We start from the raw sequence: 25,983 nt of genomic DNA on the forward strand, positions 1-25,983 counted from the left end.
CATATGCCAGCCATATGACCTGGATCTCAGGCCCCAGAAGTGGCGAGCTGACCGTTTTGCGGCAATTCGCCCGTTCTGCCGCCGGCTCACTCCGTCGGGTGATCTGTCGCGTACCCATAGTCCGTTCGGGCCATTCAAGATTGGGCCTGAAAGGGCTGTTGCGTCGTGCCCACCTTCCGTAACGTCCTCAACTGGCAACGGTGAATATGCCGCTTGCCGCCGTGGGGGAGCCTCGATTCGGGAGAGGACGGCGCCAGCATGAGCAGCTGGGTTACGGACTGGAGTACGCAGGCCGCGTGCCGCACGACGGATCCGGATGAACTTTTCGTCCAGGGAGCGGCCCAGAACAGGGCCAAGGCGGTGTGCACCGGCTGCCCGGTACGCACCGAGTGCCTGGCCGACGCCCTGGACAACCGGGTGGAGTTCGGCGTCTGGGGCGGGATGACCGAGCGGGAACGCAGGGCGCTGCTGCGCCGGCGTCCCACGGTCACCTCGTGGCGCAGGCTGCTGGAGACGGCGCGCACGGAGTACGAGCGCAGCACAGGCGTGCTCCCGCTCGACGACGAGGGCTACGACGACTACGCGGCCGTGGGCTGACCCTGCGCGAGGCGTTCGCCGATCGCGCGCAGGCCCTCGAGGTCGTGCACGTCACCGGGCAGGGCCGCGACGTCCACGATGGGCACGTCCGGGTGCACGGAGACGAAGCGCTCACGGGTGCGCCGCTCGCGCGCGACCAGCTGCATCCGCTCGGCGTGCAGGCGCAGCATGCCGGCGGCGAGGCGGTCGACGTCCAGCGGGTCCGGGTTCGTGGACCGGCCCGCTTCGGGGTCCTGTGCGGGTACGGGGGCGGCCGGGGAGCCGGTGGGGTATTCGGGAGAGTTGGTGTCCGCACTGTCCGTACTGGGGGTCCCTTCGCCGCCGTCGGCCGTACGGAGTCCAGCTTTCCCGCCGGGCTGATCCACAATGCCGACGCTTTGAAGATTTTCTGCAGATTCGTCAAACTCCCCGGTCAGCCGGGGAGTTGACGGATTCCCGGCCGCAGGGCCGGCGTCGACGGTGTCGGCGGCGTCAGCGGTTTCCGGGTCGTCCGGGTCGTCCAAGTCGTTCGGGGCGCCCGGGTCGTCGGGCTCGCTCAGGTCGTCCAGGGCCTCCGCCGCCGCCAGCGCCCGTTCCGCCGTGAGCTGTGCCGCCCCGCTGCCGTGCACGCGGTTGAGCACCAGCCCGGCGAGCGGCATGTCCTCCGCCGCGAGCCGTTCCACGAAGTACGAGGCCTCCCGCAGCGCGTCCCGCTCCGGCGCGGCCACCACCAGGAACGCCGTGCCGTTCGCCTGGAGCAGCTTGTACGTGGCGTCCGCGCGGGAGCGGAAGCCGCCGAACATCGAGTCCATCGCCGCCACGAAGGTCTGCACGTCGCGCAGCAGGTGCGCGCCCATGACCTTGCTGAGCGTGCCGGTCATCATCGACATCCCGACGTTGAGGAACTTCACGCCGGCCCGCCCGCCGACCTTCGCGGGAGCCATCAGCAGCCGGATGAAGCGTCCGTCCAGGAAGGACCCCAGCCGCTTCGGGGCGTCCAGGAAGTCCAGCGCCGACCGGCTCGGCGGGGTGTCGACGATGATCAGGTCCCACTCGTCGAGCGCCCGCAACTGGCCCAGCTTCTCCATGGCCATGTACTCCTGCGTGCCGGCGAAGCCCGCGGAGAGCGACTGGTAGAAGGGGTTGTCCAGGATCGCCCGGGCCCGCTCCTGGTCCGTGTGCTGCAGCACGACCTCGTCGAAGGTCCGCTTCATGTCGAGCATCATCGCGTGCAGCTCACCGCCCGCGGACTCGTCGATCCCGGCGACCTTGCGGGGGGTGTTGTCGAGTTCCGACAGCCCCATGGACTGGGCCAGCCGGCGCGCCGGGTCGATGGTCAGTACGACGGCCTTCCGCCCGCGCTCGGCGGCGCGGACGCCCAGGGCCGCGGCCGTGGTGGTCTTGCCGACCCCTCCGGAGCCGCAGCAGACGACGATCCGGGTCCTCGGATCGTCGATCAGCGGGTCGATGTCCAATACCGGACTCTCCAGGCTCATGCGACCCCCAGCCCCTGCTTCCGCAGATTTTCAGCCAATCTGTACAACCCGCCGAGATCGACCCCGTCGCCCATCAGTTCCAGTTCGTACGCCGGCAGCCCCAGTGAGGCCAGTTCCTCGCGCTGGGCGCGTTCCAGGGCCACGCGCTCCGCGTGCTCGTGCGCCTGGGCCAGCAGCGGGTCGACGAGCCGCTCCGCGAGGCCGCCGCGCCGCGCGCCGCCCAGCCCCGCCTGGGAGAGCGCCTTGGCGATCGCCGTGCGCTGCCCGTCGCGCGCCGAGGCCACGGCCGCAGCGTCCATCACCACCGGGCGCACCATGTTGATGATCACGGCCCCGGTCGGCAGCCCCGCCGCGCGCAGCTCCTCCACGCCGTCCATGGTCTCCTGGACCGGCATCTCCTCCAGGAGGGTGACCAGGTGCACCGCCGTCTCCGGGGACTTCATGACCCCCATCACGGCCTGCGCCTGATTGTGTATCGGGCCGAACCGGGCCAGCCCGGCGACCTCGTCGTTGACGTTGAGGAAGCGGGTGATCCGCCCGGTCGGCGGCGCGTCCAGCACCACGGCGTCGTACGACCGCCAGCCCGCCCGGTCCTTGCGGCGCACGGCCTCGCAGACCTTGCCGGTCAGCAGGACGTCGCGCAGGCCCGGTGCGACGGTGGTGGCGAAGTCGATCGCGCCCAGCTTCTTCAGGGCCCGGCCGGCGCGGCCGAGCTTGTAGAACATGTCGAGGTAGTCGAGCAGCGCCTGTTCGGCGTCGATGGCCAGGGCGTGGACCTCGCCCCCGCCCGGAGCCACCGCGATCTTGCGCTCCTCGTAGGGGAGCGCCTCGGTCTCGAAGAGCTGGGCGATGCCCTGGCGCCCCTCCACCTCCGCCAGCAGCGTCCGCCGTCCCTCGGCGGCGAGGGCGAGTGCCAGTGCCGCGGCGACGGTCGTCTTGCCCGTGCCGCCCTTGCCCGTCACGATGTGGAGCCTCACACCTGCGAGCCTAACCAGTCGAGGGCGGGGCTACGCAGGGGCGGGGCTGTGCCAGGCATTACAGTCCCCTCATGAAGAAGTGGGAATACGCGACGGTGCCGCTGCTGGTGCACGCGACGAAGCAGATCCTGGACACCTGGGGCGAGGACGGCTGGGAGCTCGTCCAGGTCGTGCCGGGCCCGAACAACCCCGAGCAGCTGGTGGCGTACTTCAAGCGCGAGAAGAGCGCGTGAGCGCCGTCGAGCAGCGGCTCGCGGAACTGGGGCTGGAGCTCCCCGCCGTGGCCGCGCCGCTCGCCGCGTACGTCCCGGCCGTCCGGTCCGGCGCGTACGTCTACACGGCGGGTCAGCTGCCGCTCGTCGACGGCAAGCTGACCTGCACCGGCAAGGTCGGCGCCGAGGTCACCGCGGACGAGGCCAAGCAGCTCGCCCGTACCTGCGCGCTCAACGCCCTGGCCGCGGTCCGCTCCGTCGTGGGTGACCTCGACCGCGTCAAGCGCGTCGTGAAGGTCGTCGGCTTCGTCGCCTCCGCCCCCGACTTCACCGGGCAGCCGGCCGTCGTCAACGGCGCGAGCGAGCTGCTCGGCGAGGTCCTCGGCGAGAAGGGCGTGCACGCCCGCAGCGCCGTCGGCGTGGCCGTCCTGCCGCTCGACGCGCCGGTCGAGGTCGAGATCCAGGTCGAGGTCGAGGACTGACATCCCGTACCCCTCCGGTGCGGCCCCGCCGGGCCACCGGAGGGGTGCCCGGGCCCGCCCGGCCCGGGCCCTATCGAACATCCCCGCGCAAGCGCATAGCATCCGCCCCATGACCACCACGAACGGCCAGTGGTTCCCGCCGACCTGGCCCGAGCGGATCCGCGCCCTCACCGCGGGCACCCTGGAGCCCGTCGTGCCGCGCCGTGCGGCCACCGTCCTGCTGCTGCGGGACGCCGACGGCGGCCCCGCGGTGCACATGCTGCGGCGCCGGGCCTCCATGGCCTTCGCCGCGGGCGCGTACGCGTATCCCGGCGGCGGGGTGGACCCGCGCGACGAGCGGCCGGTGGCCTGGGCGGGACCCGCACCGCGGACCTGGGCGGCCCGGCTGGGCGAGGGCCTGGACCCCGCCTCCGCGCAGGCGATCGTGTGCGCGGCCGTGCGCGAGACCTTCGAGGAGTCCGGCGTCCTGCTGGCCGGGCCCGACGAGGAGTCCGTCGTCGCGGACACCACCGGCGAGGACTGGGAGGCCGACCGGCGCGCCCTGGTCTCGCGGGAGGTGTCCTTCGCCGACTTCCTCGCGCGCCGCTCCCTGGTGCTCCGCTCCGACCTGCTCGGCCCGTGGGCCCGCTGGATCACCCCGGAGTTCGAGGAGCGCCGCTACGACACGTGGTTCTTCGTGACCGCGCTCCCGCCCGGCCAGCGCACCCGCGACGTGTCGGGGGAGGCCGACCGCACCGTGTGGCTGCGTCCCGCCGAGGCCGTGGCCGGCTACGACCGCGGCGAGATGACCATGCTGCCGCCGACGATCGCGACGCTGCGGAAGCTGCTGCCGTACGACTCGGCCGGCGCGGCCCTGGAGGGCGCCGCGAAGGGGCGCGACCTCACCCCGGTGCTGGCGAGGGCCGACCTCGTGGGCGACGAGATCGTGCTGACCTGGCCGGGCCACGAGGAGTTCACCAAGCGGATGGGAGCCGCCGAATGACCTCGGTACCGCAGCCCGGCAACCCCCGCGCGGAGGTCGGCGGGCGGGCGACCGCCCGCACGGTGTGCGTGCTCGCGCCGAACCCCTCGCCGATGACGCTGGACGGCACGAACACCTGGATCGTCTCCGAGCCGGACTCCGAGTTCGCCGTCGTCATCGATCCCGGGCCGCTCGACGAGGGCCATCTGAACACCGTGGTCTCCACGGCGCACTCCCTCGGCAAGAGGATCGCCCTCACCCTGCTCACCCACGGCCACCCCGACCACGCCGAGGGCGCGGGCCGCTTCGCCGAGCTGACCGGCACGCCGGTGCGCGCCCTGGACCCGGCGCTGCGGCTGGGCGACGAGGGCCTGGCCGTGGGCGACGTCGTCACCACGGGCGGCCTGGAGCTGCGCGTCGTGCCCACCCCCGGGCACACCGCGGACTCGCTGTCGTTCCACCTGCCCGCCGACCGGGCCGTGCTCACCGGCGACACCGTCCTCGGCCGCGGCACCACCGTCGTCGCCCACCCCGACGGGCGGCTGGGCGACTACCTGGACTCCCTGCGGCGGCTGCAGGCCCTCACGATGCACGACGGCGTGACCACCGTCCTGCCGGGCCACGGCCCGGTCCTCGCCGACGCGCGGGGAGCGGTCGAGTTCTACCTCGCCCACCGCGCCCACCGCCTCGCCCAGGTCGAGACGGCCGTGGAACAGGGCCTGACGACGCCCTCCGAGGTCGTCGCCCATGTGTACGCGGACGTCGACCGCGCCCTGTGGCCGGCCGCCGAGCTGTCGGTGCGGGCCCAGCTGGACTACCTGCTGGAGCACGGGCTGATCTGACGGCGCGCGCACCGTGCACGGCGAAGGGGCGCCCACCTGCGGGTGGGCGCCCCTTCGTACGGGTGCGGGCGTCAGCGCGAGCGCTTGGCCAGCCGCTCGACGTCCAGCAGGATGACCGCCCGCGCCTCCAGGCGCAGCCAGCCGCGGCCCGCGAAGTCGGCGAGGGCCTTGTTGACCGTCTCGCGGGAGGCGCCGACCAGCTGGGCGAGTTCCTCCTGCGTCAGGTCGTGGACGACGTGGATGCCCTCCTCGGACTGCACGCCGAAGCGGCGCGACAGGTCCAGCAGCGCCTTGGCGACGCGGCCCGGGACGTCGGAGAAGACGAGGTCCGACATGACGTCGTTGGTGCGCCGCAGGCGCCGGGCGACGGCGCGCAGCAGGGCGGTGGAGACCTCGGGCCGGACGTTGAGCCAGGGCTGCAGGTCGCCGTGGCCGAGGCCGAGGAGCTTCACCTCGGTGAGCGCGGTGGCGGTGGCGGTGCGCGGGCCGGGGTCGAAGAGCGACAGCTCGCCGATCAGCTCGCCGGGGCCCACGACGGCGAGCATGTTCTCGCGCCCGTCGGGGGAGGTGCGGTGCAGCTTCACCTTGCCCTCGGTGACGACGTACAGCCGGTCCCCGGGTTCCCCCTCGTGGAACAGCGAGTCGCCACGCGCGAGCGTGGCCTCCGTCATGGAGGCGCGCAGTTCAGCGGCCTGCTCATCGTCGAGCCCCGCGAATAGCGGTGCGCGCCGCAGAACGTCGTCCACGAGCTCTCTCCTTGTCGACATCGCTGGGTCGGTCCCCATCATGCCCGACAGCAAAAACAGTGCGATCAATCACAAGTCTGTCTTATGTGCTCGTGTGATTGTGTTCCGGGGGTCCGTTTGGGGGCCGGATCACGGCTCTCCAGGGCGATTGTCGGTGGCGAGGCTTAGGCTGGCCGGGTGTCCGATACGCCAAGTGCGCAGAAGAAACGGCAGGGTAGCGGGGCCAGGAGGGTGACCGCCGCCGCGGATTCCGCTGTGAGCGAACAGGCTCCAAGCACGACCTCCACGGCCCGCGCGCGGGCGTCCCGCAAGCCCGAGTCGCGGCTCGCGATGGTGCGCAGGGCCCGCCGGATCAACCGCGAGCTCGCCGAGCTGTACCCGTACGCCCACCCGGAGCTGGACTTCGAGAACCCCTTCGAACTGCTCGTCGCCACGGTTCTCTCGGCCCAGACGACCGACCTGAGGGTCAACCAGACCACCCCCGCGCTGTTCGCCAAGTACCCGACGCCCGAGGATTTGGCGGCCGCCGACCCGGAGGAGCTGGAGCAGATCCTCCGCCCCACCGGCTTCTTCCGCGCCAAGGCGCGGGCGCTGCTCGGCCTGTCGGCGGCGCTCCGGGACACCTTCGGCGGCGAGGTGCCCGGCCGGCTGGAGGATCTGGTAACCCTGCCGGGCGTGGGACGCAAGACGGCCAACGTGGTGCTCGGCAACGCCTTCGGCGTCCCCGGCCTCACCGTGGACACCCACTTCCAGCGGCTGGTCCACCGCTTCGGCTGGACCACGGCGAAGGAGCCGGAGAAGATCGAGCAGGACGTCATGGCGATCTTCCCGAAGAGCGAGTGGACGATGGTCTCGCACCGGCTGATCTTCCACGGCCGCCGGATGTGCCACGCCCGCCGTCCCGCCTGCGGCGTCTGCCCGATCGCACCGCTGTGCCCGTCGTACGGCGAGGGCGAGACGGATCCGGAGAAGGCGAAGAAGCTGCTCAAGTACGAGATGGCCGGCGGCCCCGGGCAGCGGCTCAAGCCGCCGCCGGGGTTCCCGGGCGGGGCGGCGCCGCCGCTGGAGGCGGAGTGACGCAGGCACGACCCGACATCGAGGACGTCACGCTCGACCGCGAGGGGCTGCCGTCCTGGCTGGACCCGGTGGTCCGCGCGGTCGACGCCGTGCGGCCCGAGCAGCTCAGCCGCTTCCTGCCGCCGCCGAGCGGCGGCCGGCCCTCCGCCGTCCTCATCCTCCTCGGCGCCGGCGCCGAGGGGCCCGAACTGCTCCTGATGGAACGGGCGGCCTCGCTGCGCTCCCACGCGGGCCAGCCCTCCTTCCCGGGCGGTGCCCTCGACCCCGAGGACGGCGACCCGGAGGGCGAGGGCCCGCTGCGGGCCGCGCTGCGCGAGGCCTGGGAGGAGACCGGCCTCGACCCCTCGGGGGTGCAGGTCTTCGGGGTGCTCCCGCGGCTCTACATCCCGGTGAGCGACTTCGTCGTGACGCCGGTCCTCGGCTGGTGGCGTACGCCATCCCCGGTGGGAGCGGTCGATCCGGCCGAGACCGCACGGGTGTTCACCGTCCCCGTGGCGGATCTCACCGACCCCGCCAACCGCGCCACGGTGACCCATCCCAGCGGCCTCCAGGGGCCCGCGTTCCAGGTGCAGGGCGCCCTGGTGTGGGGCTTCACCGCGGGGCTCATCGACCGGATCCTGCACCACGCGGGCTGGGAACGACCCTGGGATCGTGCGAAGACGGTCCCGCTGGGTTGATCCTCCATGAGACGGTGTCCCGGTGAATGTGCTGGACATCGTGCTGCTGTTGGCCGCCGTGTGGTTCGCGATCGTGGGCTACCGCCAGGGATTCGTCGTCGGCGTGATGTCGGTGGTCGGGTTCCTCGGCGGTGGTCTGGTCGCGGTCTACGTACTGCCCGCGATCTGGAACGCGGTCACCGACAGCTCCCAGCCCGGCACGGTGGCGGTCGTCGCCGCGGTGGTCCTGATCATCGTGTGCGCGTCGGTGGGCCAGGCCTTCACCACGCACCTCGGCAACAAGGTCCGCACACACATCAGCTGGTCACCCGCGCGGGCGATCGACGCGGTCGGCGGCGCCCTGGTGAACGTCCTGGCGATGCTGCTGGTCGCCTGGCTCATCGGCTCCGCGCTCGCCACCACGACCACGCTGCCCAGCCTCGGCCGCGAGGTCCGCTCCTCCCGCGTGCTGCTGGGGGTGGCGCAGATCGTGCCGCGCGAGGCCGACAACTGGTTCGCCGACTTCAGTTCGGTGCTCGCGCAGAACGGACTGCCCCAGGTCTTCTCGCCGTTCGGCAACGAGCCCATCACCGCCGTCCCCGCCCCCGACCCGGCGCTCGCCGACAGCGCGGTCGTCGGCCGCGCGCGACGCAGCATCGTCAAGGTCGTCGGCACGGCGCCGAGCTGCGGCAAGGTGCTGGAGGGCACCGGCTTCGTCTTCGCGCCGCACCGGGTGATGACCAACGCCCACGTCGTCGGCGGCGTCGACAACCCGACCGTGCAGATCGGCGGCGAGGGCCGGGTGTACGACGGCAAGGTCGTGCTCTACGACTGGCAGCGCGACATCGCGGTCATCGACGTACCGTCCCTGGAGGCGCCCGCGTTGTCCTTCAGCACCACCGACGCCCGGTCACGGGACGACGCCATCGTCGCCGGCTTCCCGGAGAACGGCGGCTTCGACGTGCGTGCCGCGCGGGTGCGCGGCCGCATCCCCGCCTCGGGCCCGGACATCTACCACCGGGGCACCGTCGAGCGCGACGTCTACTCGCTGTACACGCTGGTCCGCCAGGGCAACTCCGGCGGACCGCTGCTCACCCCCGACGGGAAGGTGTACGGCGTGGTGTTCGCCAAGTCCCTCGACGACGCGGACACCGGCTACGCCCTGACGGCGGACGAGGTCCAGCAGGACGTCCAGGCCGGGCGTACGGCGAACCGGCAGGTCGACACCCAGAGCTGCGCCCTGTAGGCCGTTCCGGGAGCCGGTCGGACGGTGAGCGACCGCGCGCGGTCAGTCGCTGCGGGTATGCCTCAGCCGGGCGCCCACCCAGCGGGCGCGGCGCCTGAGGATGTGAGGAATGCCGAGTCGGGAGCCTCCGGACCGATGGTCCGGGGCCCGCGTCCCGGTGGTGATCCGCGCTCCGTTGGCGCGGCGGTCGCGTGACACGTCACGGTAGTCGTGCGTCCAGCCCATACCGAGCTGTCTGCCCGGGGTCCATGGTCGGTAACCGCCTGGCGGTCCATCAGTTGGCCTATGCGCCCGGCATTTGGCCGATCGTCATACGGGATTAACGATCCGGCTCCGGGTCCTTGAGCCAGTTGACGAGCTCGGTCGAGAACGCGGCCGGATCCTCCTCGTGGGGGAAGTGCCCCAGCCCGTCGAAGAGCCGCCAGCGGTACGGCGCCTCCACGTACTCCCCGCTGCCCGCGGCGTGCCGGGACCGCATCGCCGGGTCGAGCGAACCGTGCAGGTGCAGGGTGGGCACCCGCACCGGACGCTTCATGCGCCGGTTGAACTGGAAGCCGTCCACCCGGGCCAGCGACCGCACCATCCAGCGGTAGGGCTCGATCGAGCAGTGCGCCGTCGACGGGATGAGCATCGCCCTGCGGTAGGCGTCCACCGTCTCGTCATCCGGCAGCCGGGGCCCCGACCAGTCCCGCAGCAGCCGCCCCACCAGTGCCGCGTCGTCCGCGACCAGCTGCCGCTCCGGGACGAACGGGCGCTGGAAGCCCCACACGTGGCCGCCGGCCGCGCTGTGCCGCAGATCCGTCAGCATCGCCGCGCGCCAGCGCCGCGGGTGCGGCATCGAGCACACCGCGAGCCGCCGGACGAGCTTGGGCCGCATCGCCGCCGCCGTCCATGCCAGGTAACCGCCGAGGTCGTGTCCGACCAGCGCGGCGTCCGGCTCGCCGAGCGAGCGGATCACACCGGTGACGTCGAGGGCCAGATTGGCGGGGTCGTAGCCGCGGGGTGTGCGGTCGCTGCCGCCCACCCCGCGCAGGTCCATCGCGACGGCGCGGAAGCCCGCGTCGGCCAGCGCGGTCAGCTGGTGCCGCCAGGTCCACCAGAATTGCGGGAAGCCGTGGAGCAGCAGCACCAGGGGGCCGTCACCGAGCTCGGCGATGTGGAAGCGGGCGCCGTTCGCGGCGACGTCCCGGTGGGTCCAGGGCCCGTCGATGTGTACCACCGGAGAACCGTCAGCGAACGTCATGCCCCGAGCGTGTCACACCTTGACGGCCACCGTGGTCTCCGTCCCGCCGGAGGGGGCGCTCCGCGGGTGCGGCTTGACCCCCTGCAGCACCGCCGCGGTCTCCTTCGCCGAGGCGATGCTGCGCTCCGGCTTCTTGATCTTCTTGAACTTCGAGCGGGCCATCAGGCCGAGCAGACCGGCCAGCACCAGGTAGGCCCCGCCGACGATGAGGAACGACCAGGCGAGGCCGAGCCCCAGGTTGTGGATGCCGTACGCCGCCGCGAAGCTCAGCACCGGCAGCGAGAAGAGCGCCAGGATGCCGGCCGCGCCCACCGCGCCACCGCCCATGCCGGCGCGCTTGACGTCCTGCCTCAGCTCCGCCTTGGCGAGGGCGATCTCCTCGTGGACCAGCTCGGACAGGTCCGCCGTCGCCGAGGCGAAGAGCTGACCGAGGCTGCGGCTTCCGTCGGGGCTCACGGTCACCCCCGCGTTCACGGGCTCGTCCGCACGGCTCATCGGGTCCTCCGTCGTCGTCATGGTGCGTCAGTCGTCATCCGGGGCAAACGGGTTACCCCCCGATCATGCCCGACTCATCCTCGCCGGTGTCCCCGGAGCGCGCCACTTCCGCCAGCCTGCGGTGCTCGGCCGCCTTGGCCTCGTGGATCGCCGCCATGCGCAGGTGGAACTCGGGGTCCGCCCACGTGTAGACGTCGGGGACGCCGTCCCGGTCCTCGTCGCGCTCCTCGTCCTCGCACAAGCGGCGGTACTTGTCGTTGCGGAGCTTGAGCAGCACCGCGGCGAGCACCGCGGAGGTCAACGAGCCGATCAGGACGGCCGCCTTGACCTCATCGGTCAGCACCTGGTCGCCCTCGAAGGCCAACTCGCCGATGAGCAGGGAGACCGTGAAGCCGATCCCCGCGAGCGTGGCGACGGCAAGGACGTCGGCCCAGGCCAGGTCGGGGTTGAGCTCCGCGCGGGTGAAGCGCGCCGCCAGCCAGGTGCCGCCGAACACCCCGACCGCCTTGCCAACGACCAGCCCCAGCACCACGCCCAGCGTCTCGGGACGGCCGAACACCTCGGCGAGCGCGCCGCCGGCGATCGGCACCCCCGCGGAGAACAGGGCGAAGAGCGGTACGGCCAGTCCGGCCGACAGCGGCCGTACGAGGTGCTCGATCCGCTCTCCGGGGGACCGCTCCTCGCCCTCGCGCCGGTGGCAGCGCAGCATCAGGCCCATGGCGACGCCCGCGATCGTGGCGTGCACCCCGCTGGCGTGCATCAGCGCCCAGTTGACCAGCGCGAGCGGTACGTACACGTACCACCCGTGCACCTCCCTGCGGAGCAGCAGCCGGAACAGCACGAGCCCGGCGAGGGCCAGGGCCAGCGCCACGAGGTCGATGCCCGAGGTGAAGAAGACCGCGATGATCAGGATCGCGAAGAGGTCGTCCACGATCGCCAGGGTCAGCAGGAACGCGCGCAGCGCGGACGGCAGCGACGTGCCGAGCACGGCCAGCACCGCCAGGGCGAACGCGATGTCGGTCGCCGTCGGCACCGCCCAGCCCTGCAGGGAACCGCCGCCGGCGGCGTTGACCACCGCGTACACGAGCGCGGGCACCGCCATGCCGCACACGGCGGCGATGACGGGCAGCGCCGCCGCCGAGGGGCGGCGCAGTTCGCCCGCGACCAGTTCCCGCTTGAGCTCGATGCCGGCCACGAAGAAGAAGACCGTCAGCAGCCCGTCGGCGGCCCAGTGGCCCACCGACAGGTCCAGATGGAGCGAACCGGGACCGAAGGTGAAGGCGACGGTGGACCGGTACGAGGCGCTGAGCGGGCTGTTCGCCCAGATCAGCGCGACGACGGCGGCCACCAGCAGGATCACGCCGCCCACGGTCTCCGTCCGCAGCGCGTCGGCGACGTAGTTCCGCTCGGGGAGGGACATCCGGCCCAGGAAGACGGAACGGCGGCGGTCGGTCGCGGTCACGGGGGGTGGACCTCCGGTCGGGCTCGGCATGGCTGGTCACCTTGCCGACCAGACTTCCCGGCACGCCCCGAATCACTGTCGCGTTCCTTACGCGTTCAGCAGCCTACCGGGTCGGCGCCGGAGCCTCCGGCGTTCCTCACATTACGGACAATCGCCGGGCGTCGCAGGAGCGCCCCGACACTGCCGGGAAAGGCGAAGAGGCCCCCGGAGGGGCCTCTTCGGTGCGGTGACGGGGACGGGTCAGTCCTCGCCGCCGGCGCTCGGCAGCTTCGACTGGATGAGGTCCATGACCGAGGAGTCCGTCAGGGTGGTGACGTCCCCCAGCTCCCGGTTCTCCGCGACGTCGCGCAGCAGACGCCGCATGATCTTGCCGGAGCGGGTCTTCGGCAGCTCCGCCACCGTGAGGATCCGCTTCGGCTTGGCGATCGGGCCGAGCGTCTTGGCGACGTGGTCGCGCAACGCGGCGATCAGTTCCTCGCCGTCCTCGGACGCGGCGGTGCCGCGCAGGATGACGAAGGCGACGATGGCCTGTCCGGTGGTGGCGTCGGCGGCGCCGACCACGGCCGCCTCGGCGACCTTCGGGTGCGAGACGAGGGCCGACTCGACCTCGGTGGTGGAGATGTTGTGGCCCGAGACGAGCATGACGTCGTCCACCCGGCCCAGCAGCCAGATGTCGCCGTCCTCGTCCTTCTTGGCGCCGTCGCCGGCGAAGTAGCGCCCCTCGAAGCGGGACCAGTAGGTGTCCAGGTAGCGCTGGTCGTCGCCCCAGATGGTGCGGAGCATCGACGGCCACGGCTCGGTGAGGACGAGGTAGCCGCCGGAGCCGTTGGGCACCTCGTTGGCGTCGTCGTCCACGACGGTGGCGCTGATGCCGGGCAGCGGACGCTGCGCGGAGCCGGGCTTGGTCTCGGTCACGCCGGGCAGCGGGGAGATCATCATGGCGCCGGTCTCGGTCTGCCACCAGGTGTCCACGATCGGGCAGCGGCCGCCGCCGATGTGCTCGCGGTACCAGATCCACGCCTCGGGGTTGATCGGCTCGCCGACGCTGCCCAGGACGCGCAGCGAGGACAGGTCGAACTTGGCGGGGATGTCGTCGCCCCACTTCATGAAGGTGCGGATCGCCGTGGGGGCGGTGTAGAGGATCGTCACCCCGTACTTCTGGACGATCTCCCAGAAGCGGCCCTGGTGCGGGGTGTCCGGGGTGCCCTCGTACATCACCTGGGTGGCGCCGTTGGCGAGCGGGCCGTAGACGATGTACGAGTGGCCCGTGACCCAGCCGACGTCGGCGGTGCACCAGTAGACGTCGGTCTCCGGCTTCAGGTCGAAGACGGCGTTGTGGGTGTAGGCGGCCTGCGTCAGGTAGCCGCCCGAGGTGTGCAGGATGCCCTTGGGCTTACCGGTGGTGCCGGAGGTGTAGAGGATGAAGAGCGGGTGCTCGGCCTCGAAGGCCTCCGGGGTGTGCTCGACGGACTGGCCGTCGACGAGTTCGTGCCACCACACGTCGCGGCCCTCGGTCCACGCGACCTCCTGGCCGGTGCGCCGGACGACCAGTACCTTCTCCACGCCGGCGGAGCGGGCGACCGCGTCGTCCACGGCGGGCTTCAGGGCGGAGGGCTTGCCGCGGCGGTAGCCGCCGTCGGAGGTGATGACGAGCTTGGCGTCGGCGTCGTCGATACGGGCGGCCAGCGCGTCGGCGGAGAAGCCGCCGAAGACCACCGAGTGCGCGGCGCCGACGCGGGCGCAGGCCAGCATCGCCACGGCGGTCTCGGGGATCATGGGCATGTAGATCGCGACCCGGTCGCCGGCCGTCACGCCCAGCGCGGTCAGGGCGTTCGCGGCACGGCTCACCTCGTCCTTGAGCTCGGCGTAGGTGATGGCCCGGCCGTCACCGGGCTCGCCCTCGAAGTGGATCGCCACGCGGTCGCCGTTGCCGGCTTCGACGTGGCGGTCGACGCAGTTGTAGGCGACGTTCAGGGCGCCGTCGGCGAACCACTTCGCGAACGGCGGGTTGGACCAGTCCAGGGTCTCGGTCGGCTCCTTCGCCCAGGTCAGCCGGCGGGCCTGTGCCGCCCAGAAGCCCAGTCGGTCGTCACCGGCCTGCTGGTAGGCCTCCGCGGTCACATTGGCACCGGCCGCCAGCTCGGCGGGCGGAGCGAACCGGCGCTCCTCCTTCAAAAGGTTGGCCAGGCTCTCGTTGCTCACGCCGTGCTCCTTCGCAGGGTGTCCTCTTGTGTCCCATGCCATAGCTCACCAGCACGAGGGGCGGAATGACAAGGGTTCGCGACGAAAATTGGTTTAGACCTGTCACGGCGAAGCGCCCGCACACGGCTCCGGCCCGCCGGCGGGTGCGCGGCGGGCCGGGACGGGTGGGCCACCCGGTGCGGGCGGCCCGGGTCAGACCGTGTCGAGGACTTCCGGCCGCACCGCGGCGAATGTGCCGCTCTGGGCGTCGAGGACGTAGGCCTGGGCCTCGGCGACGTGGAAGTACATGCCGTGCAGCTGCAGCGACCCCTCGGCCACCCTGCGGGCGACGCAGGCGTGGGCCATCAGGTGGTCCAGCTGCTGCACCACGTTGACGAGGCAGAGCCGCTCGAGGTCGTCGGCCACCGGGCGGTCGGCGAGGGCGACATCGCCGGGTCCGGGCCGGCCGATCCGCTCCAGCCGGGCGAGGCTCGGTCGGCCGTGGCGCAGCCAGCGGGCCAGCGGGGTCTGCGCCCCCGGCTCGTGACCCGCCCCGCTCAGCAGCGCCTGCATGGCACCGCACCCGGAGTGCCCGCACACCGTGATGCTGCCGACCTTCAGTACCTCCACCGCGTACTCGATGGCGGCGCCCACCGAATCGCAGGAGGCGTCGGCACCGGGCGGCGGCATCAGATTGCCCACGTTCCGCACCGTGAACAGGTCACCCGGCCCGCTGGAGGTGATCATGCTGGTGACCAGGCGGGAGTCGGCGCAGGTGAGGAAGAGCTGGGTGGGCCGCTGCCCCTCGCGGGCGAGCCGCGCCAGCTCGTCCCTGACCAGGGGCGCCGTATTGCGCTGGAAGGCGCTGAGCCCGCCCACCAGTTGCCCGGCCGCCCCCGCCTCGCTGCCCGGCTTGGTGCAGTGGTGGTTGCGCCACGGCGTCCAGGGGCGGCAGGCGTGCGTGCTGGACGGGACCGTGATCGGTGTGCCCGACCGTCCCGTGAGCGTCGCCCACCCGCCGCGCGCCCGGTGGCCGTTGCACCAGTGCTGCAGCGACTCGTACGCCGCGTGGTCCATGAAGGAGCCGTCCAGGGTGATCACGGCGCTGGCCTCGTCCGGCACCTCCGCCAGCGCGCGGGTCAGCCGGGGCACCGCGAGGAAGGTCAACTGCCCGCGTACGTGCACCTGGTGGACGCCGTCCTGCTCCGTCACCGTGATCCGGGTGTGGGTGAGCCTGCGCAGCGACAGGAAGACGGCCACCGCGATGCCGGTCATCACCCCCTCCAGCACGCCGAGCAGCAGCACCGCGCCGAGCGTCGCCGCGTAGACCGGGAACTCCCGGTGCCGCTGCACGTGCTTGATGTGCGCGAAGCTCACCATCTTCATCCCGACCACCATGACCAGGGCGGCGAGGGCGGCGAGCGGGATGTGCTCCAGCAGCCCCGCCAGCAGCCCGGCGCACAGCAGCACCCACACCCCGTGCAGCGTGGTGGCCCGGTGCGTCCGCGCGCCCGCCGCCACGTTCGCCGAGCCGCGGATCGCGCCGCCGGCCACCGGCAGCCCGCCGAGCAGGCCCGAGAGCACGTTGGACGTGCCCTGCCCGAGCAGCTCGCGGTTCAGGCGGGCGGGCACGGCGTCCCCGGGCGCGCCGCGCCCGGAGCGCAGCTTGTCGATCGCCACCGCGGACAGCAGCGACTCCATGCTCGCGACGAGGGTGACGGTCAGGACGGCGGCGGCGATGCCGAGCACCGGCCCGTGCGGCAGCCCGGGGAGTGCCACCGCGTGCCAGGCGGGCAGGTCGACCCGCGGCACCACGATGGGAACGCCGACGGCGGTCGCCGCCGCGATGGCGGCGAGCGGCGCCGGGACCGCGCGCAGGGCCCTGCCGGCCCGCCCCGGAAGGCGTGGCCAGCCGACCAGCACGGTCACCGTCACGGCCGCGATCAGCAGCGCGCCCGGGTGCGGGGACGACAACTGCTGCGGCAGGGCGGCCAGATTGGTGAGCGCCGAGCTGTCGGGGTTCGCGCCGAGCACGACATGGAGCTGGGCGAGCGCGATGGCGGCCCCGATGCCCGCGAGCATGCCGTGCACGATCGCCGGGCTGACGGCGAGCGCCGCCCTGGCCACCCTCAGGGTGCCCAGGGCGAGTTGGGCGAGACCGGCCAGCACGGTGATGGCGCACGTGGTGCGCCAGCCGTAGCGGTGGACGAGCTCGCCGGTGACCACCACCAGGCTGGTGGCGGCGCCGCTGACCTGGAGCGGCGCACCGCCCATCAGCCCCACGACGATGCCGCCGACGGCGGCGGCGATCAGCCCCGACTGCAGCGGGGCGCCGGTGGCCAGGGCGATGCCCAGCGAGAGTGGGACGGCGATCAGGAAGACGGTGATCGAGGCCGACAGGTCGTGCCGCCAGACGGCGGCGGACCCTTCGTCGGGGCGGGGCGGTGGTGGCAGATCCTGCGGTGGCGTCTGCGACTGTTGCGTCTGAGGTTCTGGCGTGGCGTGCATGTTCCCGTCTCCTCCGGGCGGCGCGGCTGCGTTCGGCTGGTGCGCGTACGCGGTCGTGGTCACGGCTGTTGCGGCGGGTGCTCTCGGCCTTGAAAGTCACGGACTGTGATTGTTTGATTACTCTCAAGAGTCAGTAAATGGAGAGTAATGCAGATAAAGGGCCCATGGATGAGGATTCGCCCGAACGGGCGAACGATTACCCGGTGAGGGTGAACCGTTCGCCCAGGACGAAGCCGGGATCGACCTGCGAGGCGAGGTCCGCGCCGGTCCGTGCGTTGCCCCAGCTCTCCGCGTTCTTGAGGTGGAAGTGGACCATCTGGCGGGTGTAGCGCCCCCAGTCCCGCCGCTCGTACGAGGAGTCCGCGGCGTCGCGCATGGCGCGCAGCGCGGCGCGGTTGGGCTCCTCCAGTTCCCCGAAGCGCGGCGGGCGGCCCTTCTCCATGGCGCGGACCCAGTCCGAGTGCCCGACGGTGACCAGCAGGTCGTCGCCCACGTGCGAGCGCAGGAAGTCCACGTCGTCCGGGCCCTGCACCTTGTTGCCGACGACGTGCAGGGCGACCCCGAAGTCCCGGGCGTACTCCTTGTACTGGCGGTACACCGCGACTCCCTTGCGGGTCGGCTCGGCGACCAGGAAGGTCATGTCGAAGCGGGTGAACATGCCGGAGGCGAAGGAGTCGCTGCCGGCCGTCATGTCGACGACGACGTACTCCTCGCGGCCGTCGACCAGATGGTTGAGGAACAGCTCCACCGCCCCGACCTTCGAGTGGTAGCAGGCCACCCCCAGGTCCGACTCGCTGAAGGGGCCGGTGACCATCAGCCGCGCCTCGCCGCCGTCGAGTGCGAGGGGCCGGGCGCAGGCGGCGTAGACCGGGTTGTCCTCGGTTACCCGCAGCAGGCGGGAGCCCTCACCGGGCGGGGTGGTCTTGATCATCGTCTCCGCGGACGCGATCCGCGGGTTGGCGCCGCGCAGGTACTCCTTGATCTCCGGGAGGTGGGCGCCCATCGCCGGAAGGGCGGCGGCGGCCTCCTCGTCGAGGCCGAGCGCAGGGCCGAGGTGCTGGTTGATGTCGGCGTCGACGGCGACGACGGGGACGTGGGCGGCTGCCAGGTGGCGGATGAAGAGGGAGGACAGCGTGGTCTTGCCGCTGCCACCCTTTCCGACGAAAGCGATCTTCATGTTCGTTAAGCGTAGTGACAGGGTCCTCCTGCCGGGGCCCGCGCCGCGGGAGTTCACCCGTCGGTGGGCATCCGGCGTCCTTACCGGTCGCTTCCGTGCTGCTTCGGTGCTCCTTCCGTGCTCCCTCCGTGCCTCTTTCGCGCATCTTCCGGGCCGCCCCCGGGCGCCTTTCCGCGTTCCGCCCGGCGCGGCACGGGCGCCCGCGGTCCGCGTGACGATGCCCACTCGCCCACCGGGGCGGCGCCGGGGGTGCGTAGGGTCGTGCGTATGGGTACGACAGCTGATCCGCTCGCCGTTCTCGGTTCTCTCCCCGGTGTCGCCGAGTCGGTGGACTCCGTACGGAAGGCCGTGGACCAGGTCTACGGGCACCGGGTGATGCGCCGACGCTCCAACGAGGTGTCCTCGGAGGCGGCGCTGCGCGGCGCCCGCGGTTCCGCGGCGCTCTCCGGCGCCGACTGGGCGCTGGAAGAGGTGCGCAGGCGCAGCGACTTCTCCTCCGACGACGAGTCGCGCGCGGTGGGCGCCGCGCTGCGGCTCACCGCCGAGGCCGGGCAGTTGCTCTCCGTCTGGCGGCAGTCGCCGCTGCAGGCGCTGGCCCGGCTGCACCTTGTCGCGGCCGGCGGCACCTCGCCGGACGAGACGGTCGGCCGCCCCCGGCAGGCGGGCGAGAAGGTCGAGGAGCCGCTCCTGGACGTCGCCGAATTCCCGCTGCCCGAAGCCGCGGAGGTCGTCGCGCGCCTCGACGGGCTCGCCGACCTGCTGCTGGCGGGCAGCGAGGCGCCGGCGCTGGTCGTTGCCGCGGTCGTGCACGGCGAGTTGCTGTGCCTGCGGCCGTTCGGCTCGTACAACGGCCTCGTGGCGCGGGCCGCGCAGCGCGTCGTCCTCGTCGGGAGCGGTCTGGATCCCAAGTCCATCTGCCCGGCGGAGGTCGGGCACGCCGAACTCGGCCGCGCGGACCATCTGAAGGCGCTCCGGGGCTACGCCTCCGGCACGCCCGAGGGCATGGCGTCCTGGATCTCGCACTGCGGGCAGGCCGTGGGCCTGGGCGTAAGGGAGAGCGTGGCGGTCTGCGAGGCCCTGCAGCGCGGCGCCGCGTAGGCGCCGTCCCGGGCGGCGTGGCGGGGAGCCGCGGTCACGATGGCCGCGGTCGTGGGCCCTGCCTCGTTCAGCCATCCCCGCTCAGGGCTGCGGCGGCACCGCGCGGGTGCCGCCGCTGGCACGACGGTCGGGTTACCAAGCGTGCACGATATCTGCCCATCAGGTCGGGAGCTTTGCCCGTCACCTGGTGCGGCCGGCCCGGTCAGCGGGTCTGCGTCGCGTGGGTGCCCAGCTGTCATGCTCGGTCCGTGGGGCCTGATTCGACGGGGTTCCTCGCGGAAGTCCGTGGTCTCGCGGGCCGTAAAACCTTTGTACCGCGCCTTCGGGAGAACCGGAACCCCTCGCCGCAGTTCTTTGCATACGGGGTCTGATCAGCACGATCTGTTCGAAGGGGGCGATTCTGCCCCTATCAGGGCAGTGCGGGCCTGCGCCGCCTGGCCGCGTACCAGACGAGTCCCGCCGTGGCGGCGGCCGCGCCGACCGCGGCCAGCGCCAGCACCGGCCCCGAGGGCATCGTCAGCGCGGGCACCCGCTGGTGCAGCCTGACGGGGCGGCTGAAGGTGAGCATCGGCCATTCGCGTGACGCCGCCTCCCGGCGCAGCCCGCGGTCGGGATTGACCGCGTACGGGTGGCCGACCGACTCGAGCATCGGGACGTCGGTCACGGAGTCGCTGTAGGCGAAGGAGCGCTTGAGGTCGTAGCCCTCGATCGCGGCGAGTTCGGTGATGGCGCGTGCCTTGGCCGGTCCGTAGACGTAGTGCTCGATCCGGCCGGTGTAGCAGCCGTCCTCCACCGCCATCCGGGTGGCGATGACGTGGTCCGCGCCGAGCATCTCGCCGATGGGCTCGACGACCTCGGCGCCCGAGGCGCTGACGATGACGACGTCGCGGCCGGCCAGGTGGTGCTCCTCGATGAGGGAGGCGGCCTCGTCGTAGATGATGGGGTCGATGAGGTCGTGGAGGGTTTCGGCCACGATCTCCCGCACCTGCTGCACGTTCCAGCCGCGGCACATGTCGGAGAGGTACTTTCGCATCCCCTCCATCTGGTCGTGGTCCGCGCCGCCGAGCAGATAGACGAACTGGGCGTACGCGGTTCGCAGCACGGCGCGGCGGTTGATGAGGCCGCCTTGGTAGAACGGCCTGCTGAACGCCAAGGTGCTCGACTTGGCGATCACCGTCTTGTCGAGATCGAAGAACGCGGCGGTGCGCGGCGGCAGGTGGTTTTCCACGAGGACGAGCATAGGGACCCACCATTCGGCGTAAGCTCCTGCGCGTGGGTTTGCCTGAGAAGGCCTTCGGGTACACCATGGAAGTCACGGATCGTTCGCGACCGTGCTAACCCGGTCTGGCTCCTCCCCCCCCGAGTCGGACCGTGGGGACGACCCCCGCTCTCCCCCCCGGCGGGGGTCGTCGCATGTCCGGGGGCATATTCAGGCCATGTGTCGGAACGCGCCCGGCGTGTGATCGGCCCCCCGCGGTTTCCGCGGGGGGCCGATCCTTTTCCCCGCGTCGCTACGGTGAGTGACGGATCACATTCGTTGTGCTGCCCGCCGGAAGCCACTCGCGCGGGTGGTGGAGATATCCACAACGGCCAGGTTATCCACGGATTACCACCAAGATCATCAACTTTCGGCGACTCGCGAGACTCTGGCGGCAAATGCCGCGCCGGAGATGTGTCCGGTGCGCGGGCCGGATACCGGCGGGACCCGCCGGAACGAGCGAGGGGGATGTCGTGGTGGCCGAATCATTCAACGGTGAAACAAAAGGAACGTGTGACGGGCGGGCGTCCGGGCGGGCGTCGGCACGGCCGCGCGGAAAGGACGACCCCGGCTGCGGCCCGCTCATCGTCACCGAGGACGGCGCCCTCCTGGACGACCTGCTGCGACTGTGCGCCGCGGCGGGCGCGGAACCGGAGGTCGCCTTCGGGGTCCCGCCGGCGCCGGGCAGCTGGGAGGGCGCGCCGCTGGTGCTGGTCGGCGCCGCGGACACCCGGCGCGTGCCGGGTACGGCGCGCCGCCGCCGGGGCGTGCTTCTCGTCGGCCGGGACCTGGACGATCCGGACGTGTGGCGACGTGCCGTGGACGTCGGAGCCGAGCACGTCGCCTTCCTGCCCGACGCCGAGACCTGGCTGGTCGACCGGATCGCCGACGTGGCGGAGGGCGCCGGCGACCCGGCCCTGACGATCGGGGTCGTCGGCGGCCGCGGTGGCGCTGGGGCCAGCACTCTGGCCTGCGCCATGGCGGTCACGGCGGCCCGCTCCGGGCGCCGCACGCTGCTCGTCGACGCCGATCCGCTCGGCGGCGGGCTGGACGTTCTGCTCGGGGCCGAACGGGTGGGCGGCCTGCGCTGGCCGGACCTCGCCGAGTCCCGGGGCCGGGTCAACAGCGGGGCGCTGGAGGAGTCGCTGCCCCGCACGCACGCCCTGAGCGTGCTCAGCTGGGACCGCGGGGACACCGTCGTCATCCCCCCGCAGGCCATGCGGTCGGTGATGGGCGCCGCCCGGCGGCGCGGCGGCGTGGTCGTCGTCGACCTGCCGCGCCGGATGGACGAGGCCGTGGCCGAGGCGCTCGCCCAGATCGACGTCGGCCTGCTGGTCGTCCCGGCGGAGCTGCGCGCGGTCGCGGCCGCCGGCCGGGTCGCCTCCCGGATGGCCATGGTGCTGCGGGACCTGCGGGTCGTCGCCCGCGGCCCCTTCGGCTCGGGGCTCACCGACGAGACGCTCGCCGAGCTGGTCGGGCTCCCGCTCGCCGGCGAGCTGCCGCCGGAGCCCGGCCTGCCCGCCGCCCTGGACGGCGGGGAGGCACCGGGCGGCAGCGGCCGGGGCCCGCTGTCCGGGTTCTGTTCGGCCTTCCTGACGGCGGCACTGCCCGGCGGCGGGAGCGTGGCCGCATGAGCGCCGACGTGATGACGCCCGCCCTGCTCGACGCGGTGAGGCTGCGACTGGCCGCCTCCGGTGACGAGCCCACCCCGGCCGGTGTGGCCGCCGCGCTGCGGGCACAGGGCCGGCTGCTGGGCGACACCGAGGTGCTCGACGTGGTGGCCGCCCTGCGGTCGGAGATGGTCGGTGCCGGACCCCTGGAGGGGCTGCTCGCCGAACCGGACGTCACCGATGTGCTGGTGAACGGGCCGGACGAGGTGTGGGCCGACCGGGGCGCCGGGCTGGAGCGCACTCAGGTGCGGTTCGCGGACGCGGCGGCCGTGCGCCGGCTCGCCCAGCGGCTCGCCTCCGCCGCCGGGCGGCGACTGGACGACGCCCGGCCCTGGGTGGACGCCCGGCTGCCGGACGGCACCCGGCTGCACGCGGTGCTGCCACCGGTGGTGGTCGGCGCCCCGTGCCTGTCCCTGCGGGTCGTCCGCACCCGGGCCTTCACCCTGGAGGAACTGGTGGCCGCCGGCAGCATGGACGGCGGTACGGCCGCCCTCCTGCGCGCGGTGCTGGACGCCCGCCTGTCGTACCTGGTCTCCGGCGGCACCGGCTCGGGCAAGACCACGCTGCTCAGTTGCCTGCTCGGACTCGTCCCGCCGGGCGAGCGCATCGTCCTCGCCGAGGACTCCGCCGAGCTCCGGCCCCGGCATCCGCACGTCGTACGGCTGGAGACCCGGCCCGCCAACCAGGAGGGCGCCGGACTGGTCACCCTGCGGGACCTTGTACGGCAGGCGCTGCGCATGCGGCCGGACCGGCTGGTGGTCGGCGAGGTGCGCGGCCCGGAGGTCCTGGATCTGCTGGGCGCCCTCAACACCGGCCATGAAGGCGGCTGCGGGACGGTCCACGCCAACGCCGCGGGTGATGTGCCCGCCCGGCTGGAGGCGCTGGGCGCTGTGGCGGGCCTGGACCGGGCCGCGTTGCACAGCCAGTTGGCGGCCGCCCTGTCGGTGGTGGCGCATCTGGTGCGGGACCGCTCGGGCAGGCGCCGGGTCGCCGAGATCCACGTTCTGGAGCGCGGGCCGGACGGGATCGTCGGCACCGTCCCGGCTCTGTGCGGCGGCGAACGCGGCCCGGGATGGGGCCGGTTGACCGCGCTCTGCGAGAGGGGGCGGCCATGAACTCCGTGGTGTTCCTCACCGCCCTGTGCGCGGGCGCCGCCGGGTGGGCGATGTGCGCGCGGGGCGAAGTCCTGCGCAGGGCAAGGGCGTTGCTCGGAGGGGCCTCTGAGGCCCGTGGGGCGTCCTGGGGGCTCCGGGTGCCCGGTGGCCTCGAGAACCGCCTGAACGGGCTCCTGGAGCCGTTCCGGGTGCGGTTCGGCTGGCACCTCGGCCGTGAGGTGCTGCTCCTGCCGGGTGGGTCGGTCGTGGGGCTGGTCGCCGGATCGGTGCTGCCGGTCCTGCTCGGGGCGGCCGCGGTACCGCTCGCCGGGCGGTGGCTGCGCGGACGGGAGCGGCGCGCCGAGGCGGAACGGCGGGCTGCGGCGGTGGGCGCGCTGTGCACGGCGGTCGCCGGAGATCTGCGGGCCGGGCTGGCCCCGCCCGCGGCGCTGGCCGGTGCGCTGGGCCGCGAGGGCTGGCCGGAGCACCCCGGCCTGTCGGAAGCCGCTCTGCCCCTGCTGGCCGCCGCCCGTTTCGGCGGGGACGTACCGGCGGCGCTGCGGACGGCCGCCCTGCTGGAGGGCGCCGAGGGGCTCAGCGGTGTCGCGGCGTGCTGGCAGGTCGCCGTGGACGGCGGCGCGGGGCTCGCGGACGGCCTGGACCGGATCGCGGGCGCCCTGCGTGCCGAACGCGACCAGCGGGAGGACCTGAGGGCCCAGCTGGCGGCACCCCGCTCCACCGTGGCGCTGCTGGCCCTGCTGCCCGTCTTCGGGCTGGTCCTGGGCACCGGGCTGGGCGCCGATCCACTGGGCACCCTGCTGCGCACACCCGCCGGGCTCGGCGCTCTGGCCGCCGGAGGGCTCCTGGAGTGGGCGGGGCTGGCCTGGACCGCGCGCATCGTCCGGACCGCGGAGGGCGGGTCATGAGCGGCGACGTCGTCCACAGGCTGGGGATCGTTGTGGCGTCCGTGGCCGCCACCCTGTGTGTCGCGGGCGCCCTGACCGCCGCGAGGAGGGAGCGCGCCGCGCGCCGCAGGCTCCGGCTGCTGATGGGGACCATTTCCCTGGCCCGGCAGCACCGGCGGTGGCCCGGTGCGGTCTTTGCCCGGGAGTGGGCGCCGGTCGCCGGGGTCGGCCTGGGTACGTTCGCGCTGATCGGCGGAGTTCCCGGCGCGGCGGCGGGGCTGGGCGCCGCGTGGGCGATACGCCGCCGGCAGCGGCGGCCGCGGCCCGTGGGACACGCGGATCAGGCCCGGGCCGCGCGCCAGCTGCCGCTGGCGGCCGATCTGATGGCCGCCTGCGTCGCTGCAGGGGCGGGGCCCCGCGAGGCCGCGGAGGCCGTCGGGCCGTCCCTCGGAGGGCCCCTCGGGGAGGCGCTCACCCGTGCCGCCGCCGAACTCCGCCTGGGCGGCGACCCCGCGCAGTGCTGGGGCCGGCTGGACCGGCTGGGCTGCCGCGAACTCGCCCGGTGCATGGAGCGCGCCACCACGACGGGAGTGCCGCCGGTCGAGGAGATCGCGCGCCTCGCCGCCGGGTGCCGCGCCGAGCACGCCCGTTTCGGGGCGGCGCGCGCACGCCGCGCCGGAGTGCTGATCACCGCCCCGCTGGGGCTGTGCTTCCTGCCGGCGTTCCTCCTCGTGGGGGTCGCGCCGGTGGTGATGGGGCTGGCGGGGGCGATCCTCGCCGGCACGACGATCTGAAGGGGGATCCCATGCGAGTCATGCGTTGTCTGAGGAAGCTGCGCCGCCGGTGCCGTACCGGCGAGCGCGGGATGACCACGGCCGAGTACGCCGTGGGCACCCTGGCGGCCTGCGGTTTCGCGGCCGTGCTCTACAAGGTGGTCACCTCGGGCGCGGTCAGCTCCGCGCTCAGCGGGCTCATCAAGCGGGCCCTCGATGTGGCGTTCTGAGCGCCGCCGCGATGCCGGCTACGTCACGGCTGAGGCCGCGGTGGTCGTCCCGTCGCTGGTGTTCCTCACGGCACTGCTGCTGTGGGGGCTGGCCGCGGCGGCCGCGCAGATCCGCTGCGTCGACGCCGCGCGGGCCGGAGCCCGCGCGGCGGCCCGCGAGGAGTCCGACGGCGCGGTGCTGCGGGCGGCCCGCTCGGCGGCTCCCGCCGGGGCCGCCGTCTCGGTCCACCGGGGCGGCGACCTGGTGCGGGTCACGGTCGAGGCCCGGTCCCTGTCCCTCACGCTCCACGGCGAGGCGGTCGCCGCCGTGGAGGCGACGGGGGAGGGGCCGTGAGCCGGCGGGGACGCGACCGGGGTTCCGCGACCGTCTGGACGGCCCTCCTGGGAGCGCTGCTGGCACTGGCCGCCTGCGCCGTGCTGACGTTCGGCGCCGCCGTCGCGGCACGGCACCGTGCGGGGGCCGCCGCGGACCTCGCGGCGCTCGCCGCCGCCGACCACGCCCTGCGGGGCCGTGCCGAGGCCTGTGCCGTGGCCGGACGCGTGGCCGCCGCCCAGCACGCCCGGCTGGTGCGCTGCGTGGTCAGCGGTGAGATCGCCGACGTCACGGCCGCGGTGGGG

At 73.2% G+C, this 25,983-nt stretch carries 25 protein-coding genes and 1 pseudogene; 16 read left to right on the top strand and 10 right to left on the bottom strand.

Annotated elements, in window-relative coordinates:
- Window positions 1-258 precede the first annotated feature (258 nt).
- The gene (locus PV342_RS35015; RefSeq protein WP_361007162.1) at window positions 259-597 is read left to right on the top strand and encodes a WhiB family transcriptional regulator; all 339 of its coding nucleotides are present in this window, start codon (window positions 259-261) and stop codon (window positions 595-597) included.
- Here the strand turns inward: PV342_RS35015 and bagB are convergent.
- Together bagB and bagA are read right to left on the bottom strand one after the other, a co-directional pair.
- Complete coding sequence (gene bagB / locus PV342_RS35020; RefSeq protein ID WP_500320227.1) at window positions 579-2,072, bottom strand: ATPase BagB; 1,494 nt, start codon at window positions 2,070-2,072, stop codon at window positions 579-581. The genes PV342_RS35015 and bagB overlap by 19 nt on opposite strands.
- A complete protein-coding gene (gene bagA / locus PV342_RS35025; RefSeq protein ID WP_386989756.1) occupies window positions 2,069-3,049 on the bottom strand; it encodes an ATPase BagA in 981 nt (326 codons plus the stop codon). The genes bagB and bagA overlap by 4 nt, the downstream gene beginning before the upstream one ends.
- Window positions 3,050-3,120: 71 nt before the next feature.
- Between bagA and sp36 the strand changes: the two genes are divergently transcribed.
- From sp36 to PV342_RS35045, 4 genes are all read left to right on the top strand, one after another.
- Window positions 3,121-3,282, top strand: coding sequence for a Sp36 family protein (sp36, locus tag PV342_RS35030; protein ID WP_018562163.1), 162 nt, complete (start codon window positions 3,121-3,123; stop codon window positions 3,280-3,282).
- Entirely contained in the window at window positions 3,279-3,743 is a 465-nt protein-coding gene (locus tag PV342_RS35035; RefSeq protein WP_089225283.1) for a RidA family protein, read from the top strand. The genes sp36 and PV342_RS35035 overlap by 4 nt, the downstream gene beginning before the upstream one ends.
- Before the next feature lie 109 nt (window positions 3,744-3,852).
- Window positions 3,853-4,725, top strand: a complete 873-nt coding sequence (locus PV342_RS35040) for an NUDIX hydrolase (RefSeq protein WP_400799376.1) — start codon at window positions 3,853-3,855, stop codon at window positions 4,723-4,725.
- On the top strand, window positions 4,722-5,546 hold the full coding sequence (locus PV342_RS35045) for an MBL fold metallo-hydrolase (protein ID WP_500320230.1): 825 nt from the start codon (window positions 4,722-4,724) through the stop codon (window positions 5,544-5,546). The genes PV342_RS35040 and PV342_RS35045 overlap by 4 nt, the downstream gene beginning before the upstream one ends.
- Window positions 5,547-5,617: 71 nt before the next feature.
- Here the strand turns inward: PV342_RS35045 and PV342_RS35050 are convergent, their stop codons facing one another.
- Window positions 5,618-6,292 (bottom strand): Crp/Fnr family transcriptional regulator, encoded by a 675-nt coding sequence (locus PV342_RS35050; RefSeq protein ID WP_018562167.1) that lies wholly within the window; start codon window positions 6,290-6,292, stop codon window positions 5,618-5,620.
- 255 nt (window positions 6,293-6,547) lie between these two features.
- On the opposite strand from PV342_RS35050, the gene nth reads away from it, so the two are divergent.
- The 3 genes from nth to PV342_RS35065 are packed head-to-tail and all read left to right on the top strand — an operon-like array spanning window position 6,548 to window position 9,271.
- Complete coding sequence (gene nth, locus PV342_RS35055) at window positions 6,548-7,369, top strand: endonuclease III (protein WP_400799370.1); 822 nt, start codon at window positions 6,548-6,550, stop codon at window positions 7,367-7,369.
- The gene (locus PV342_RS35060) at window positions 7,366-8,046 is read left to right on the top strand and encodes an NUDIX hydrolase (protein ID WP_329186565.1); all 681 of its coding nucleotides are present in this window, start codon (window positions 7,366-7,368) and stop codon (window positions 8,044-8,046) included. Before nth ends, PV342_RS35060 begins: the two co-directional genes overlap by 4 nt.
- A 22-nt stretch (window positions 8,047-8,068) precedes the next feature.
- Window positions 8,069-9,271, top strand: a complete 1,203-nt coding sequence (locus PV342_RS35065) for a MarP family serine protease (RefSeq protein WP_400799366.1) — start codon at window positions 8,069-8,071, stop codon at window positions 9,269-9,271.
- Between the two features lie 319 nt (window positions 9,272-9,590).
- Here PV342_RS35065 and PV342_RS35070 read toward each other — a convergent pair whose 3' ends face one another.
- The 6 genes from PV342_RS35070 to PV342_RS35095 form a co-directional block, all read right to left on the bottom strand.
- Window positions 9,591-10,514, bottom strand: a complete 924-nt coding sequence (locus PV342_RS35070; RefSeq protein WP_018562171.1) for an alpha/beta fold hydrolase — start codon at window positions 10,512-10,514, stop codon at window positions 9,591-9,593.
- Between the two features lie 12 nt (window positions 10,515-10,526).
- Window positions 10,527-11,009 carry a phage holin family protein gene (locus PV342_RS35075; protein WP_018562172.1) on the bottom strand — a complete coding sequence of 161 codons (483 nt, stop codon included), beginning with the start codon at window positions 11,007-11,009 and terminating at the stop codon, window positions 10,527-10,529.
- A 52-nt stretch (window positions 11,010-11,061) separates the two neighbouring features.
- A complete protein-coding gene (gene nhaA, locus PV342_RS35080; protein ID WP_400799363.1) occupies window positions 11,062-12,501 on the bottom strand; it encodes a Na+/H+ antiporter NhaA in 1,440 nt (479 codons plus the stop codon).
- A gap of 210 nt (window positions 12,502-12,711) precedes the next feature.
- Complete coding sequence (gene acs / locus PV342_RS35085; RefSeq protein ID WP_500320233.1) at window positions 12,712-14,673, bottom strand: acetate--CoA ligase; 1,962 nt, start codon at window positions 14,671-14,673, stop codon at window positions 12,712-12,714.
- Between the two features lie 192 nt (window positions 14,674-14,865).
- Window positions 14,866-17,160 (bottom strand): SulP family inorganic anion transporter, encoded by a 2,295-nt coding sequence (locus tag PV342_RS35090; protein WP_500320234.1) that lies wholly within the window; start codon window positions 17,158-17,160, stop codon window positions 14,866-14,868.
- A 196-nt stretch (window positions 17,161-17,356) separates the two neighbouring features.
- Entirely contained in the window at window positions 17,357-18,337 is a 981-nt protein-coding gene (locus tag PV342_RS35095) for an ATP-binding protein (protein WP_396345742.1), read from the bottom strand.
- Between the two features lie 267 nt (window positions 18,338-18,604).
- On the opposite strand from PV342_RS35095, the gene PV342_RS35100 reads away from it, so the two are divergent.
- Window positions 18,605-19,435, top strand: coding sequence for a Fic family protein (locus PV342_RS35100; protein WP_400799356.1), 831 nt, complete (start codon window positions 18,605-18,607; stop codon window positions 19,433-19,435).
- Between the two features lie 409 nt (window positions 19,436-19,844).
- On the opposite strand, the gene PV342_RS35105 is transcribed toward PV342_RS35100, so the two are convergent.
- A complete protein-coding gene (locus tag PV342_RS35105; RefSeq protein WP_400799353.1) occupies window positions 19,845-20,675 on the bottom strand; it encodes an HAD family hydrolase in 831 nt (276 codons plus the stop codon).
- A gap of 602 nt (window positions 20,676-21,277) precedes the next feature.
- Here PV342_RS35105 and ssd point away from each other — a divergent pair.
- The 7 genes and pseudogenes from ssd to PV342_RS35140 all read left to right on the top strand — a co-directional run.
- A complete protein-coding gene (ssd, locus tag PV342_RS35110) occupies window positions 21,278-22,327 on the top strand; it encodes a septum site-determining protein Ssd (RefSeq protein WP_361007222.1) in 1,050 nt (349 codons plus the stop codon).
- Window positions 22,324-23,478 carry a TadA family conjugal transfer-associated ATPase gene (locus tag PV342_RS35115; RefSeq protein ID WP_400799350.1) on the top strand — a complete coding sequence of 385 codons (1,155 nt, stop codon included), beginning with the start codon at window positions 22,324-22,326 and terminating at the stop codon, window positions 23,476-23,478. Before ssd ends, PV342_RS35115 begins: the two co-directional genes overlap by 4 nt.
- Window positions 23,475-24,383: a type II secretion system F family protein gene (locus PV342_RS35120; protein WP_400799347.1), complete on the top strand. Its 909-nt coding sequence runs from the start codon at window positions 23,475-23,477 to the stop codon at window positions 24,381-24,383. Before PV342_RS35115 ends, PV342_RS35120 begins: the two co-directional genes overlap by 4 nt.
- Entirely contained in the window at window positions 24,380-25,156 is a 777-nt protein-coding gene (locus tag PV342_RS35125) for a type II secretion system F family protein (RefSeq protein ID WP_386989734.1), read from the top strand. Before PV342_RS35120 ends, PV342_RS35125 begins: the two co-directional genes overlap by 4 nt.
- Before the next feature lie 20 nt (window positions 25,157-25,176).
- Window positions 25,177-25,365: a DUF4244 domain-containing protein gene (locus PV342_RS35130; RefSeq protein WP_234018684.1), complete on the top strand. Its 189-nt coding sequence runs from the start codon at window positions 25,177-25,179 to the stop codon at window positions 25,363-25,365.
- Complete coding sequence (locus PV342_RS35135) at window positions 25,352-25,699, top strand: TadE family type IV pilus minor pilin (protein WP_500320238.1); 348 nt, start codon at window positions 25,352-25,354, stop codon at window positions 25,697-25,699. Before PV342_RS35130 ends, PV342_RS35135 begins: the two co-directional genes overlap by 14 nt.
- A pseudogene (locus PV342_RS35140) lies at window positions 25,696-25,977 on the top strand (Rv3654c family TadE-like protein); the annotation flags it as partial. The gene PV342_RS35135 and the pseudogene PV342_RS35140, both read left to right, overlap by 4 nt.
- Window positions 25,978-25,983 lie beyond the last annotated feature (6 nt).

Source organism: Streptomyces sp. PA03-3a (assembly GCF_033792735.1).
GTDB lineage: Bacteria > Actinomycetota > Actinomycetes > Streptomycetales > Streptomycetaceae > Actinacidiphila.